Here is a 16,322-nt window from a genome sequence, read left to right as displayed (position 1 = left end):
GACGACTACTTGTTCGGGTCCTGGAACCTGCCGAACATCTTCGTCAGAGCAGTCAACGGCGAGCCCTCCTTGGCCTTGGCACTCCCCGAGGAGGTCGTACGGGGCACCCCGTCGCCACCGTTGATCTCGGCCAGCGCGGCATGCGCCGCGTCGGCGGCCTCCCGGTACCGGTCACGGGAGTTGGTCATCGCTTCGAGCGCCTCGGCGTACTTGGTGACCATGTGCTTGGCGTGGACCAGTTCCTCGTCCGGGGTGAGCAGGTGCCAGCCCTGACGCAGCCGCGTCAGGGCCTGCTCGGCGTCCGCCGGGAGCGTTTGCGTCTCGGACGCGAACTCCTTGATGCTGTCGAGGAGTTCGGTCGGGGTGGAGCCGTCGAGGAAGACGTTGGGCACCGTGAAGCGCTCCTTGACCTCGTCCGCGCTCCACGTCCCGGTGGGCAGGATCACGGCACCGCCACGCGGCAGCCGTACGCCCAGTTCCCGCTTCATCGCGAAGTCCGCGATCTGCGCCTGCTCGGGAGTGGCCCGGTGCTCGACCACCCGGTGGCGCAGGCTCGGCGGTAGGTACACGGAGACCGGCTGCTGCCCGAGCGCGTCGGGCGTCATCGCCTCGTGCACCACGACGTGCAGGTACCAGCTCTGCCGGGTGCACTCCCGCAGCCGCAGCTTGAGCGCGTCGTCGTCCTTCGGCAGGTGGTTGGCCACCCGCAGGCGTACGTCCGCCACCACGTCGTGGTCCCAGGCGATCCGGTCGCTGTCGGGCCAGAACATGAGGGCGGGCGAGGGCCAGGACACGTCCCACTCCCGCTCGGCCTCGGCAGCGAGCACCCATGAGACGCCCTCGCCGTCCTTGTCCCTGCGTCGGCCCTCGGGGTCGTACGTCGTCAGCTGCGCACGCACCGTCACGTCGCTGCCCGCGGTCCACCGCGCCTCGAAGACACGGCGGGCCGAGGGGCCGGGGTCGGCGGACTCGTCCCTGGGGTGCAGCGCGGTGGAACGCGCGGCCTCCACAGGGTCGAGTTCCAGGAACTCGTCGAGCACCCCCGCTGCCCGCAGGGCGATCAGATTGCGCCGCACGTCCTGCTCGGGCTCGGGCCCGAGATGGCGCCCGCGCGCCAGCCATGCGGTGTCGGGGACGATGGTCGTGGAGCTGATGTTTTTCGCCATGGAGTCGTTCTGCGAGGGGTCGGGGCCCGACCAGTATGCGCGGTACACCTGTGGAAAGGAGCAGCACCCCGTGCACTTCTTCCGCAGAAAGCGGGGAAGAATACGCGCGGCGGCCGGGTTGGACTGTGCTACACCATCCGTACGCGACGACAGGGTGACCGCGATGCCTCTTGAGGGCGAGTACGAACCGAGTCCGGCGCAGTGGGTGCGCGAACAGGTCGAGTTGTACGAGAGTTCGGGCGGCACGCAGGGGACGACGCTCTGGGACACGGGGATGCCGGTCGTCATCCTCACGACAAGGGGCGCGAAGAGCGGCAAGCTCCGCAAGATCCCACTGATGCGCGTGGAGCACGAGGGGCGGTACGCGGCGGTCGCCTCGAAGGGCGGCTTCCCGCAGCACCCGGTCTGGTACTACAACGTCACGTCCGACCCGCACGTGGAGCTCCAGGACGGCTCCGTACGCCAGGACATGACGGCCCGTGAGATCACCGGCGACGAGAAGGCCGAGTGGTGGCAGCGCGCGGTCGCCGCGTTCCCGCCGTACGCCGAGTACCAGGAGAAGACCGACCGGGTGATCCCCGTCTTCGTACTGGAGCCCGCTACCGGGGCAGGAGCGGCGGACACCCCACCGGTGTGAACATCGTGAGCATACGGACGGCCTCGCTCCGCCCTACGGGGGCGGAGCGAGGCCGGCGCGGCCCGTACCGGCTCAGCGGACGGGGCACTTCTTCCAGGCGAAGTGGTACTTGGTGTTGAAGCTGCCGTCGGTGGAGTCCATGGTCATGAAGCTGTTGGTCCTGGCGGTGTCCGAGGTGCCCGCGTTGACGAGGATCTCGGTGTTGATGTTGAAGTTCCGCCGCGTACCGCACGGGGCGAAGATGAGGGCTTCGATCGCCGTGGTGTCGGTGGCCTGCCAGTCGCCCCGGTAGGGGCCGCGCAGCTGGTGGCTGCGGCGGTCGGTGCCGGCCATGCCCTGGAAGTAGTAGCTCGCCTTCTGGGTGGCCGAGGAGCCTCGCTCCAGGTCCGCGAAGCCACGGTAGTCCGCCGTTACGACGGCGTACGTGTAGCCCTGGGGGACGTTGACGCGCAGCCCGAGCTGGCAGTTCTTGCGGAAGTCGACGGGCTTCGCGCCCTGGCCGACCTGGGCCAGGTACTCGCTGTACGTCACGGTGAACGCGGTGTTGTCCGGCGAGACGGCCACGGCGGCGCTGCCCGGCCGGCAGCCCGAGCCGTTGACCTGGACGAGGTTGATGGTGACCGGGCCCTGCGGAACGGGCGCGAGGCTCGCCGCCGGGCCCGTCGACGGCACCGGGGGGAGAGCGTCGGCCGAGGGGATGGCTGCGGCAGCCGCGAGTGCGGCCGCCGCTGCGCCGATGAATGCCGCCTTGAGCATGGGTGTTCCTTCAGATCCGGGGCGCGGAAAGGCCTCCCGTGCCACTGGTAATCGAATTGAAACACCCTGTAGCCATTTGTGCGCTTTGAGTGAATATGCGTGGGTTATGTGGAGGCTGGGCGGGTGGCGGCTCGTACGGTCTCGGCGACCGCGTCCGAGTGCGGCGGGCGGACGATGCCGTAGTGATCGGTGTCGAGTACTCGGGAGGTCTCGATCAGAGGCAACTCGGTCTTCCAGAGGGCCAGTTGGTCGTCGGGGGCGCCGAGTTCGGGGAATCCGGTCACGGGGCGGGCCGCCAGCCAGAGGTGTGCCGGTGTTCCCGTCAGGGGCGGCAGCTCGTGCTGCGCCAGCGCCGCGAGATTGGCCCGGCAGCAGCGTGCGAGACGCTCCGCGTACGCCTGGGCTCCCTGGTTCCGCCCGAGGGGGTCGCCCTGCGCCAGCTCTTGCAGGAGGACCGCCTCGATCCCCTCCTCGTCGTACGAGAGGAAGCGCGATGCCGCGTCCGGCGGCGGGGGGTCCAGCAGGTGCAGCCCCTCGGCGGGACGGCCCGCGGCCTCGGCCTCGGCCGCCATGGCGTGGGCCACCCAGGCGCCGAAGGACCAGCCGGCGAGCTGCCACCGCCACGGGCCGTGCGGGAAGCGATCCTGGAGTGCGGAGTGGTAGTGGCTGGCGCGCTCGGTGAGCGACCAGGACGTCGGTCCTTCCAGTCCGTCCGGTCCGTCGGGTACGTCGGCGCGGAGTGCGGGGTCGGCGATCAGGCAGACCGTCGGGCCGGGTCCGATCGCCGAGACCAGACTTCGGTACGACTGGATGTCGCCGCCCACCGGGTGGATGAGGCACACCAGGTCCTCTCCGGTGCCCTGCTGCCAAATCTCCAGGACGGGTTCGTCCTGTGGCTGGTCGCCGGAGGCCACGGTCGAGGTCGTGCAGGACGGGCCGATGTGCGTCAGGAGCTCGTTGAGGCTCACTTGGTGGCTGAGGCGGGAGAGTTCGATGCTGATGTCGTAGTGCTGCTCGATCCGGGTGATGAGGTCGATCATGGTGAGGGAGTCGGCGCCGTAGTCGTACAGGCTGACCTCGGGGTCGAGTTCCTCTTCCGTCAGGCCGAGCAGTTGGCAGAGCCAGGTGGAGAGGTGGTCGACCGGGACGGTTGAGGTGGGGGTGGTGGGGAAGGCCGGGGCGGTGGGTGCGGGTGGCGCAGCAGGTGCCTCGTAGAAGGCGCGGGCCCGCTCGATGTCCGTGGTGGACACCATCAGGTGCGGGAGCTGGAGATTCAGCGCACGTGCGAAGAGCCGTTGTCCCTCCGCCGTCGTCAGGCCGACCGCGAGATGTGCCTGATGGCGGGCGTCCGCGTGCAGGGCGCCCGCCGCCATGCCGCCTTCGCGCCAGATGTCCCAGCCGATGGTGAGGCGCAGAGTGCTCTCGTCCGGTCCGGAGCTGTGCCGGGCGAAGCCGTCGAGGAGGCCGTTCGCGGCGGCGTAGTCGAACTGGCCGATGCCGCCGAACAGTGCTGACATCGACGAGCAGTAGACCGCGAAGGCGGGTTGGTGGCGTGCGATCAGTCGCTCAACCAGCAGTGCGCCGTGCAGCTTGGCAGCCGTTGTTCTGGCCATTGCGGCGGGATCGCGCCTGGTCAGCAGTCCGCCGCCCGCCACGCCCACCGCATGCACCACTCCGTCGACCCTCGGAGCGATCCGTTCCAGCAGGGCCAGGACCGAGTCCGGGGCGGCTGCGCTCAGGTCGGCCTCCACCAATTCCACCCGGTGCGCCCAGGTGGCCAGGTCCGGCGGCAGCAGGGCGTGCCGCGAGACCAGGACGACCCGGCAGTGCGCCTCCGTGAGCAGCAGGTGGGCGGCGAGTGCGCGGCCGATGCCACCGGTGCCGCCCAGGATGACGTACGTCGCAGGGCCGGGCGGTCGTGCGGGCTTCGGCGCCGAGGAGTCGGGGTGGGTGGCATGCGTGGCCACCGGCAGCAGCGCCTGACGCCACCAGTACCCCTGCCGGAGCGCGAGCCGGCGATCCGTGACGGGTGCACCGTCCTCGGCCCCGGCCAGCAGACCCGCCACCGGCCCCGCCCATCGCGGCAGCCCACCGTCCGGCAGATCGACCCACCGGCCGTCCACGGCACACTCCTGCGTTGCCACCTCGGCCACGCCTGCCAGTAGCCCCAACTCAGGCCGCAGCACCGGTCCTTCGACCGGCTGCGCGCCGTACGAAAGCCACCAGGGTCGCAGGCTTACGGGGAAACTCAGCTCGGCCACCGCCCGGAGGAGTGCGGCCGGAGTGTCCAGGCAGGCCCACCGGGCGTGGGCGAGCGCGGCTTCGTCGACCGGGCCCCGGGCCGTGAGGGGCAGGGTGTGCAGCCAGTCCACGGTGCCGCTAGTGGTGCTGCCTGCCAGCGTTTCCAGGAGTTGGCGCAACGAGGCGGGGTCGGCCGGATCCACCTCGTACGACTCCGCGCCGAGCCGCGCGAAATCGTCGGCGGCGACGGCCAGGACCACCCTGTCGTACAACGCCTCGAAGGGCAGGAGTGCCCCGGGCGGCAGCGATTCGGACGTCGTCATCACCACCAGGAGCGCACGCTTGCGCGGCGCAGCCGGAGTACCCGGTGCGGTGGCGCGGCGGACCCGTACCCAGTGGGGCTGGTGGAGCCACTGGGACTCCGAAAGCCGTTCCGGCCATGCGTCGACCGAGGTTTCAGGAGCCTCCTGGGCTTGCGGTACGGCACGTTCGAAGTCGTACTCGGACAGGGCGAAGGCGGGCGGCGGGAAGTCCCACGGGGCCTGCGCGGGGCCCGGGCCCCAGTCGACGGTACGACCGGCGAGCCAGGCTTCAACTGCCCCACCACCGCTGCTCACAGGAGCTCCGTCATCGCTCCCGGACACCTCGACCGGCGCGGTTTCGCCCGCCGCGACCGTCCGCAGCCAGGCCACTGCCGAGTCCGCGTCGTCGCAGACCGCTGCCACCCGCCAGCGGCGTGCCGGACGCCCGGCCTGCAGATGGCGCAGCACCCGGTCGTACGTCCCCGGCGTTCCCGGCGTCCCCGGCGTCCCGAGACAGGCCCGGAGGTGATCGGCGATGCGTGCGGCATCCTCCCGCAGTGCCCGCGGGCTGCTGGCGGACAGCATCAGACAGCGGACGGCGGGGGCCGGTGGCTGGCCTACGGAGAGAGCTGCCGGAGCCGCCGTGGAAGCTCCCTCCAGCACCACGTGCGCGTTGGTCCCTCCGATGCCGAAGCTGCTCACCGCAGCCACCCTCGGTCCGCCGGAGGACGGCCAGGGGACCGCCTCGGTCGGTATGTAGAACGGGGCCGCGTCAGCCCCGATCCGCGGATTGAGCCGGCGGAAGTCCACCTGCGGCGGAATCACCCCGTGGTGCACCGCCAGTACGGCCCGGACGAGTCCGACCACCCCCGCCGCCGCGCCCAGATGGCCGATCTGGCTCTTCACCGAGGCCAGCGCACACCGGTCCGTACCGGCCAGGTCGAAGGCCTGACGCAGCGCACCCACCTCGACGGGGTCGCCCAGCTGGGTTCCGGTGCCGTGCGCCTCCACGTACCCCAGATCGGCACTTGTCCGGCCGCTGCGGCGCAGCGCGGCACGGATCACCTCGCGCTGGCCCGGCAGCGACGGCGCGCTGTAACTGAGCTTGCCCGAACCGTCGTTGTTGACCGCCGAGCCGCTGAGAACCGCGTACACGGTGTCACCGTCGCGCTCGGCCAGCCGCAGCGGCTTGAGCACGACGACGCCCACCCCGCTCGCGCCGATGGTCCCGGTCGCGTCGTCGCTGAACCCTCGGCAGTGCCCGTCGGCGGAGAAGATGTGCCCGCTGCGGTACGGATATCCGCCGGTCAGCAGCGTGTCGACGAGCACCCCGCCCGCCAGCATCACATCGGCGTCGCCCTGCCGCAGCAGCCCGGCGGCGACATGGACCGCCACCAGGGAACTGGCGCAGGCGGCCTGGACGGTGAAGGCGGGTCCGGACAGGTCGAGATGGTAGGCGACCTTGGTGGTGAGGAAGTCCTTCTCGTGGTGCAGCGCCAACTGGAAGTCGTCGGGGCGACGTTCGGGGTCACCTTCGCTCAGCAGGGACCGCAGGTACGTGTTCTCACCGCAGCCCGCCACGAGGCCGATCCGTACGCCCGGTGCCGCCGTGCCCGGCACCGAAGTGCCGGGCGTCGGGGCCAGCCCCGCATGGGCCAGCGCCTGGACGCAGCTCATCAGCAGGTGACGCTGCTGCGGGTCCATCAGCCGGGCTTCCTGCCGGCTGATGCCGAAGTGCTCCGGGTCGAACGACAGCATCCCCGACATCTGGCTGCGCACCCCGACCAGCCCTTCGGCAGCCTCGAAGTGCTCCATGCCCCGGGCGCCGGTGCGTACCAAATCCCAGAAGGCGGCCAGGTCGTCGGCGCCGGGAACTCGTACCGCCATGCCGATGACGGCGATGGGCTCGGTGGCGTCGACGGACTGGGCGGCGGTTGATGCTGACGCTTCATCAAGATCTATTACTGCGCTGCTGTGTTGACGGTCCAGGAAGGCCGCCAGGCGGCGTACGGTGACGTGCTCGAAGAGGTCCGGGATCGAGAAGTCCAGGTCGGGCTCGGCGGTGCAGCGCAGTTGGAAGCGCATCAGGCCCAGGCTGGTCGCGCCCGCGTCGAAGAAGCGCTCGTCCGGCCCGACGGGCAGCCCCAGCACCTCCTCGAACAGCTCGGCGAGCCGGGCCTCGCGCGCGGACAGTTCCGACCGAGTCGACTGTGTGGCGTGCGCGCGTATCTCCTCGGCGGGTGCGGTGAGTGCGCCCCGCCTGTCGAGCTTGCCGCTCGGCGTGAGCGGCAACCGCGCGAGTGCGCGGAAGCGGTCGACACGTACGTACGAAGGAAGCAGCGGTGCCAGGTGCCGGATCAACTCCGAGTGGCTGGGGGTGGGGGAGCCTTCGGCCACCTGCAAGCAGGCGACGAGTCGTGCGGCGGCCCCGTGTCGGCGGTCCAGTGCGACCAATGCGTTGACGATCAGGGGGTGTTGGAGCAGGGCGGCCTCGATCTGGCCCAGTTCGAGGCGGTGGCCGCTCAGCTTGATCTGCTGGTCGTCACGGCCTCGGTAGTGCAGGAGGCCTTCGTGGTCGAAGTGCGCGAGGTCGCCGCTGCGGTAGAAGGTGCCGAGACCGGGCAGGTCGACGAAGCGTTCCTCGTTGAGTCCTGTGGTGGCCGTGTAGCACGGTGCCGCCATTGGGCCGCCGATGAGCAGCCGCCCGGGACGGCCCGGCGGCAACGGCTGGTCGGTCTCGTCGACCACGCGCAGCCAGGCACCGGCCACCGGGCGTCCGATGGCCGGGCGCTGCGGCCAGTCGGCCGGGTCGCCGTCCAGGCACAGACTGCTGACCACATGGGTCTCGGTCGGCCCGTAGTGGTTGAACAGGCGCGCGCCCGGCATCCCGGCGAACCAGCGCTTGATCGTGTCGGTGCACAGCAACTGCTCGCCCGCCGTGACCACTTCACGCAACCGGGAAGGGTGGCGTCCGAGCCGCAGCCCGTGTTCGGCGAGCAGTTGCAGCGCCACGTACGGCAGGAACAGCCGCTCGACGCCTGCCGATTCGAGCTGGTCGAGCAGGGCAGGGACGTCGTGCCGCCACTGCGGGCGCACCAGATGGAGCCTGCCGCCGCCGCACAGCGTGCCGAAGATCTCCTGGAACGAGACGTCGAAGGACAGCATCGAGAACTGCTGGGTGACGGCGGGCCCGGCCAGCCCGCCCGACTCCTGCTGCCACTGCAAGAGGTTGCACAGGGTGCTGTCGGGCACCTGCACCCCCTTGGGCACACCGGTCGAGCCCGACGTGAACAGCGTGTAGAGCGGCCTCGTCCCCGTGTGCGGGGGAATCGCCACAGAGCTCTGCGGAGGCTGCGCGTGGGGTGCGAGTACGACCGGGAAGCGCGGCAGCGAGTCGGGAGCGACGCCGGCCAGCGGGTCCGCCTCACCGTCCGCGTCCGGCGGCACCAGTACGCAGAGCGGCCCGACCTCGTCGAGTATCTGACGCAGCAGCCCGGGCGGGTACGAGGGGTCCAGCGGTACGGCGGTCACGTTGAGGCGCGCGAGTGCGAGGAGCGCCACCACGTGTTCGGCCGAGGGCGGCAGATGGAGCGCGATACAGCGAGGTATGCCGTCGTCCGGCACCGGAAGGTGGTGGTTGCGGACGATTCGGGACGCCAACTGAGCCGCCTGGTCATCGAGTTGGCTGTACGTAAGGGTGCGGTCGTGCGTCACCAGGGCGGGCGCGTCGGGGGAGCGGCGTACCTGACTCGCGAAGCCTTCGGCGATCGTGGAGAAGGCCGGACGCAGGGGGGCCGCACGGCCCGGCTCCGGTAGCTGCTCGCGGTACGGGGCGATCAGATCGGCGAGGGTGGCGGGGGCGGAGGATGTCTCCCGTTCCCGCGTCAGCCGGTCCAGGCCCTCGCGGAACAGTTCGGCCATTGCGGCGACCTCGGCGGCGTCGAAGTACCGGGCGTCGTACTCCCACAGACAGTCGAGCCCCGCGTCTCCCTCGCCGTCCGCCGACGGGCCGCCGTGCGCGATCACGGACAGGGTCAACGGGCACTTCGCGTCCGCCGGTTCCAGCCAGTGCGGACGCACCGCGCAACCCGGCATCGTCAGCGCGCCGAAGTCGGTGTTCTCCAGAACGAACAGGAAGTCGAAAGGAGTCCGCCCGGTGCCGCCGTCCCCATCGCCGGCAGCCGCGTCCGCAAGCGCATCGGCCAGCGTCACGTCCTGGCAGTCCAGCACCGCCTGAGCGCTTGCCCCGACCCGTCGCAACTGCGCGAGCAACGACTCGTCCGTCGCCACCTCGACAGGCAGCAGCACGGTGTTGGCGAACATGCCGACCCCGGACTCGAACTCCTGTACCGGCCGGTTGGCCACCGGCCCCGCCATGCGCAGCCGGGTGCGACCGGTGACTCCGTACACGCTCCAGGCGTACACCCCGAGCAGGACCTGGAAGCGAGTGAGCCCGAGTTCGGAGCAGAGCCGGTCGAGGGATGCCCGGCGGTCCGGTTCGAGTGCGGTGTGCAGCAGTCGTCCGGCGGGCCCTGCCACTTCCTCCGCCGAACGGACCTGCTCCAGAGGATCGTCGTTCAACTCCCCATTCAGGGAAGCAAGTTCGGTACGTCGCGAGCGATAGGCATCGCGTGTGAACCACTCGGCCTGCCAGACGGCGAAGTCCAGCGGAGTCGGCACCCCGGCCCGCACCTCGCCCCCACTCTCCGTCTCCGTCTCCGCCTCAACGCCCAGAGCGGCGGCGTAGGCGGCCGACAGTTCGCCGAACAGCACATTGAGCGACCAGCCGTCGACCGCGATGTGATGCAGGGCCAGCAACAGTTCACCGCCCGCCGCCTCGCCCTTCGCCTCGTCGCCCACCGCCCCGCCCGTCGCGGACCCCGGCACCCAGCACGCCCGGAGGAGTTCGGGCCGCGACAGGTCGAACGGCTCGGTGAAGAGAGGGGCAATGGCAACGTTGCCACCCGCGCCGCCCACACCCACACCCACACCCACCCCGTCGCCGGGCTCGCGCCACGGATCGTACGGAGCCCCCACCACCTGACGCAGCCCGTCGGGCGTTGCCTCGAAGGAGGTGCGCAGCGCCGGGTGCCGTGCCACCAACTCCTGCAAGGCGTACCGAAGTGCGGGGACGACGAGCGGGCCCTCCACCCGGAAGGCGAGCGGTACGTGGTACGCGAGGGAGCCCGGATCCCGCTGCTGGAGCAGCCACAGCCGCTCCTGCTCGGCAGTGGCCGGCCCGGTCATGGCTCCCCCCGGAGCGGCCGGAACGGGATAGGGGCCGGTGGCGCCCTCCTCTCGTCCCGCGTCGATCACGGCGGCCAGTTCCGCGAAGTCCGTACGCAGGACCAGCCCTTGAGGCAGCTCGACGCCCCAGCGCCGCCGCACCTCGAAGCGCAGGCGCAAAGCCTTGAGGGAGTCGCCGCCGACGGAGGTCCAGCGGTCGGACAGGTGCAGGCCCTCAACGCCCGTGACGGAGGACGCCAGTTGAAGCACCTCGCGCTGAGTGTCCGTCAGTACATGCGTATCCTCCGCCTCGGTACGCCGCCAAGGCGTGCCTTCCCGGCGCAGCAGCGCTTCCTTGTCGACCTTGCCGTTGGCGTTGAGCGGCAGGTCGTCCACCAGATACGTGCGGTGCGGGCGCATGTAGGTGGGCAGGCCGTCGGCCACATGGCGTGCGAAGTCGTCGTACGAGAGGGGGCCGCCCAGCACCAGATGTGCCAGCAGCTCATTGACGCCGTGCGCGTCGCGGCGGGTGCATACGTATGCCTGGCGCACCGCCGGATGGGCGACGATGCACCGCTCCAGCTCGCCCGGTTCGATGCGGAAGCCGCGTACCTTGACCTGGCGGTCGGCGCGCTCGACGTAGGTGTAGCGGCCCTCGGCGTCCCTGCGGACCAGGTCGCCGGTGCGGTAGTGGCGGCGCGTTCCGCCGTCGTACCAGGGCAGGGTCACGAAGCGGCGGCCGGTCTCCTCGGGGAGGTTCCGGTACCCGGCGGCCAACGCCTCGCCCGCCAGGAGAAGTTCGGCGGTCTCGCCGGGTGCGGCCTCGCGGCTGCCGTCGACCACGGCGAGTGCGTGGGTGCCGGGCAGTGGGAGGCCGATCGGGATGAGTTCGCCGTCGAAGTCGCGGGGGATCGGGTGGGACAGGGCGAACGTGGTGGCCTCGGTCGGGCCGTAGACGTTGTGCAGCTGGGTGACGCTGGTGCTGTTGTGCCGGTACCAGCGCCGGATCAGCCGCGCGTTGAGCTGCTCGCCGCCGACCAGTACGTGACCGATGCCGGAGAAGCAGTGCGGCACCTTGTCGACCACCGCGTTGAACAGTGCCACCGTGATGAACAGGACGTCGATGCGAAGCCGCTCCACCTCGGCGGCCAGCACCTCGGGCGTCTGCGCCGTGCCGTCGCCGAGGATCACGCAGCAGCCACCGGTCAGCAGCGGTACCCAGACCTCGAAGCTGAGCGCGTCGAAGGCGGGGTTCGACAGGCAGGCGAAGCGTGCGCCTTCCACCACCGGCAGGTATCCGGGCCGGGCGAGCCGCAGGATTCCGGCGTCGAGGACCTCGACGCCCTTGGGCCGGCCGGTGCTGCCGGAGGTGTAGAAGAGGAAGGAGGCGGAGGCCGGGTCGGCAACCACCGGCACGTGGTGTGCTGCCGGTACGACGCTGTGGGAGAGCAGCTCTTCCACCGTCAACGGCCGTACCCCATCGGGGAGTTCGCCGAAATCGGCCACACCTTCCGCCCCGTACACCACCACCGAACTCGCCGAGTCGGTCAGGATGTGCCCTCGCCGCTCCGGCGGGCTCTGGGAGTCCAGTGGCACGACCACCGCACCCAGCCGCAGTACCCCCAGCATGGCGCAGACCAGTTGCCAGGAGCGCGGCAGACACAGTGCGACCGCCTGCCCCGACCGCACCCCGTGGGCGCGCAGCCCTTCGGCGACGGCGGCGCCGGCAGCGTCCAGCTCCGCGTAACTGAGTATGTGCCGGCCGTCCACGACGGCAGGGGCCGAGGGGTGGCGCCGAGCCCGGTCCAGCACGGCCGCAGGGAGGGACTCGTGCGATCCGGGGGAGCCATGGGGTTCGTGGGATCCGAGAGAAAGGGCGTCGCTCATGCCTGGCCCACCGTTCCGGCCCGGAGCTCCGCCACGATACGCGCCGCCACCTGTGGCAACTCCGCCGACTCCAGCATGTCCCAGTGCCCGCAGGACACCGCTTCGACGACGCAGGAACCCGACCGCTCCCCTGCCCCCGCCCCTGGATCGGACCCCCTCGTACGCCGTTCCCAGAAGTCGCGCACTTCCCGCAGCTCCTCCTCGGTCGCGCCTTCGGTCGCCTGCATCAGTACCGTCCTGGCCGTTGTCGCGGAGGCCACGTGGTCGACGGTGGTCATCCGGTTGTGGTTGTAGAGGTGGAAGTACTGCTCGATCTGCTGGTCGTCGATGCCCGGGTACATGCCGTTGAACCTGATCAGCTTGTCCCGGAACTCCGCCATGTCCGCGGGCACGACCTCCGCCCGGGCCTGCGGATCGTCCGTGCCGGGGGTGTCGAGGAGCACCACGCTCAGCCCCTCGCCCCGGCCCGCTCCCGCCAGCCTGCGCCCCATCTCGTGCGCGATCAGACCGCCGTACGAAAGCCCGGTGAGGACCAGCGGCCCGGGGGAGGCGGCGAGCAGCGGCTCGATGAGTTCGAGGTACGAGGCCGCCATCGCCTCGACCGTCGGCAGGAATGCCTCGCCGGGGTTGACCCCGGGGGACTGGATGCCGTGCACCCCGACCGTCTCCGGCAGTGCCTTGGCCAGCGAGAGGTAGCAGAAGGCGGTGCCGCCCGCCGGGTGAACGCAGACCACCTGGGCGTGCCCGTCGCCCGCGCGGAAGGTGAGGAGATTGCTCGGAGGCGCGCCGCCCGCACCCCTGCGCAGCCGTCCGCCGAGCTCCTCGATGGTGGGATGCAGCAGCAGATCGCGGATCGGCAGCGACTGCCCGAACTCCTCGCGCACCGCGTGGGCCAGCTTGATCGCGGAGATGGAGGTGCCGCCGATGTCGAAGAAGCTGTCGCGGATGCCTATGTCCGGGTGCAGCAAAAGCCGTTGCCATATCTGATAGAGCGTCAGCTCGATGTGGTCGCGCGGGCTCGCCTGGTTCACCTGGGCGGGCCGCGCGGCCCGGGAGAGCTCCAGTACGGCGGTACGGTCCAGCTTGCCGTTGGGGGTCTGCGGCAGCTCCGGCAGCTCGACGAAGAACGCCGGGATCATATGGGCGGGAAGCCGCCGCGCGAGCGCGGCCCGCCACTGTGCGGCGGAACGCGGGACACCGCCCGTCCCAGCGGAAAGCGGGACGCCGCCCGCGCCGGCGGAACCGGACTCCCCGAGTTCCCCGGTGGCGAGCGCCGCCACCAGATACGGTTCCCCGCTCGCATCGTGATCGGTGAGCACCGCCGCCTCCGTCACCCCCGGCTCGTCGAGCAACGCCGCCTCGATCTCGCCGAGTTCTACCCGGAACCCGCGCAGCTTGATCTGGTGGTCACCGCGACCCACGTACAGCAGGTTCCCCTCGGGCAGCCACCGCACCAGGTCCCCGCTGCGGTACATGCGCTCACCCGGCACGAAGGGGTCGGGTACGAAGCGTTCGGCGGTGAGCCCCGGACTGTTCAGATAGCCGCGCGCCAGCCCCGCACCCGCGATGTACAGCTCGCCCGTCACCCCGATCGGCACCGGTTCGCGCCGCTCGTCCAGGACGTACGTACGCGTATTGGCCACCGCCCGCCCGATCGGGGCCTGCCGGGCGAGCGGACGCGGCCCCAGATAGCCGGTGCAGTACAGGGCGGTCTCGGTCGGCCCGTAACCATTGAGGACGCGCAGCCCCGGCAGCGCCTGCTCCATCCGGTACAGACTGTCCTCCGGCAACGGCTGCAACCCGGTGCGCACACACCGCAGCGCGAGCCCGCGCAGCCGCTCCCCGGGCGCCTCACAGATCCACTTCACGAACGCGGGCGGCAGCAGCACGTCCACGACCTCGTGCGCGGCCAGCCACCCCATCAGCGCCTCGGGATCGTCCCGCACGTCCTGCGGTACGAGATGCAGCACGCCGCCGGTGGTGAGGGGCAGCAGGAACTCCTGCACGGACGCGTCGAAGGAGAACGAGGGCCACATCGCCGACGGCAGGCCGGGCGTCGTACCGAACTCGGCAGCCCAGTGGTCGAGGAGATTGAGGATGCCCCGGTGGGTGGCGGCCACCCCCTTCGGCCGGCCGGTCGAACCGGAGGTGTAGATCACGTACGCCAGGTCCTGCGGGCGGGCGTCCGCACGGCACGGTACGGCGGCGTCAGGAACTCCGGCCGCCCCCTCGGCCTCCAGCCCTGTCAGGGACAGCCAACCCTCTTGGGCCATGGCCGAGTTGCTCAGTACGAGGACCGCTCCGGAGTCCGCCACCATGCCCGCGAGCCGCTCCGCCGGGAGCGCGGGGTCTAGCGGCAGATAGGCGCCGCCCGCCTTGAGCACCGCCAGGATGCCGACCACCATGTCCAGGGAGAGGTCCGTGTGCAGTCCGACCACCTGGTCGGTGCTCACGCCCCGGGCGAGGAGGGCGCGAGCCAGCCGGTCGGCACGAAGGCCGAGGGTCGCGTAGTCGAGCTCCTCGCCCCGGTGCACCACCGCCGTCTGGCCGGGCCGCTCGCGGACCTGGGCCTCGAACCGCTGGACGAGTCCGTTCCCCGTCGTCCCGGTCTCGGGCAGAGCGGTGTCGTTGAAGTCCACCACCACCTGCCGGTACTCCTCCTCGTCCAGCAGTGACAGCTCCGAGACGGGCTGCTCGGGACGGGCGACCATCTCCGACAGGACTTGGCGAAGGTGCCGCACGTACCGCGCGGCGGTCGTCGCGTCGAACAGTGCCGTGGCGAAGTCCAGGGTGCCGGTGACGCAGCCCGCCTCCTCTTCCAGCGACAGCGCGAGGTCGAACTTGGCGGGGAAATAGCCGGTCCGACGCTCCATCGCATCCAGGCCCGGCAGATCCCAGTGCCCCTCCTCGTCCGCGTCGCGCCACGCGAACGTCACCTGGAACAGCGGCGTGCGGGCCAGACTGCGTGGCGGCTTCACCAGGTCGACGACCTGCTCGAAGGGCAGCTCCGCGTGTTCGGCGGCGGACCGTGTCACCTCGCGTACGCGCTCGGTCAGCTCGTCGGCCGTCGGCCGCCCGGAGAGGTCGATCCGCAGGGCGAGGGTGTTCGCGACGAGGCCGATCAGGCCTTCGTGACCTGCGCGTCCGCGACCGGCGGCGGGCGTACCGATCACCAGGTCGTCCTGTCCGGAGTGCCGCGACATGACCAGCGCCCAGCCGGTGAGTACGGTGGTGGAGACGGAGCAGCGGTTGCGGCGGCCGAACTCCCGCAACCCGGCCGAGAGTTCCGCGTCGAAGTGCACGGGCACCCGACCGCCGCGATAGTCCTGCTCGGCGGGTCGCGGCCGGTCGGTCGGCAGTTCCAGCAGTTCCGGCGCGCCGTCGAGGGTCTTCATCCAGTGGGCGCGCTGGGCGTCCGCGCCGCCATCGGCCGAGTCCGCGAGCCAGCGCTGCTGCTCGGCGGCGTAATCGGCGTACTGCGGGGGAGGCTCGGGAAGACGGGCTCCCGCGTCGCCTTGACCGCCTTCAGCGGCAGCCGCGAAAGCGCCGTAGAGAGCGCTGAGTTCGCGCTTCACTACGCCCAGGGAGCAGCTGTCGGCCGCAATGTGGTGCAACGTCAGCAACAGCACGTGCCGTTCGTCGTCCAGAGCCACCAGGCACCCTCGTACCGGCAGCTCCGTAGCCAGGTCGAAAGGCGCCTCGGCCGTCTCCCGCTGCAATGCGACGAGCTGCTGCTCGGCATCGGCCTGCCCCACCAAATCTGCTGTGGAAAGCGGGAACCGGGTACCGGGAGCCATGACATCCCGATGAGGCGCGCCCTCGGCGGACGGCAGCCGGGTGCGCAGCACCTCGTGCCGGGCGATCAGCGCGTTCATGGCCCGGGACAGCGCTGCCCGGTCGAGCTTTCCTCGCAACTCCACGGCCAAGGCCAGGTGGTAGGCCTCGCCGGCACCCTGGATCTGCGTCAGGAACCACAGCCGTCGCTGTGCGGGGGACAGCGCTTCACCGGATCCTCCGGCTGACGCAGGGGGCAACTCGTCCGTGACACGGCGGGACTTCGGGTTCGCGGTCAAGGCCAACTCTTCCACTCGGTGGGAGCTGCCGTCG

5 protein-coding genes are annotated in these 16,322 nt (G+C 70.8%); 1 reads left to right on the top strand and 4 read right to left on the bottom strand.

Annotated features, from left to right (window positions below; genetic code table 11):
- Positions 1-5 precede the first annotated feature (5 nt).
- Positions 6-1,166 carry a hypothetical protein gene (locus ACZ5PB_RS13070; protein WP_468690520.1) on the bottom strand — a complete coding sequence of 387 codons (1,161 nt, stop codon included), beginning with the start codon at positions 1,164-1,166 and terminating at the stop codon, positions 6-8.
- Positions 1,167-1,329: 163 nt separating this feature from the next.
- Here ACZ5PB_RS13070 and ACZ5PB_RS13065 point away from each other — a divergent pair, with 163 nt between their 5' ends.
- Complete coding sequence (locus ACZ5PB_RS13065) at positions 1,330-1,803, top strand: nitroreductase family deazaflavin-dependent oxidoreductase (protein WP_468690517.1); 474 nt, start codon at positions 1,330-1,332, stop codon at positions 1,801-1,803.
- A gap of 72 nt (positions 1,804-1,875) precedes the next feature.
- Here ACZ5PB_RS13065 and ACZ5PB_RS13060 read toward each other — a convergent pair whose 3' ends face one another.
- From ACZ5PB_RS13060 to ACZ5PB_RS13050, 3 genes are all read right to left on the bottom strand, one after another.
- Positions 1,876-2,559: a DUF4360 domain-containing protein gene (locus tag ACZ5PB_RS13060; RefSeq protein WP_468690515.1), complete on the bottom strand. Its 684-nt coding sequence runs from the start codon at positions 2,557-2,559 to the stop codon at positions 1,876-1,878.
- Positions 2,560-2,663: 104 nt separating this feature from the next.
- On the bottom strand, positions 2,664-12,215 hold the full coding sequence (locus tag ACZ5PB_RS13055; RefSeq protein WP_468690512.1) for an amino acid adenylation domain-containing protein: 9,552 nt from the start codon (positions 12,213-12,215) through the stop codon (positions 2,664-2,666).
- Positions 12,212-16,288, bottom strand: coding sequence for a non-ribosomal peptide synthetase (locus tag ACZ5PB_RS13050; RefSeq protein ID WP_468690510.1), 4,077 nt, complete (start codon positions 16,286-16,288; stop codon positions 12,212-12,214). The genes ACZ5PB_RS13055 and ACZ5PB_RS13050 overlap by 4 nt, the downstream gene beginning before the upstream one ends.
- Positions 16,289-16,322: the final 34 nt, after the last annotated feature.

It is taken from the genome of Streptomyces sp. NPDC032721 (assembly GCF_055579625.1).
The sequence above is the reverse complement of the archived record's forward strand: the minus strand, read 5'-3'. Positions and strand labels throughout refer to the sequence as shown.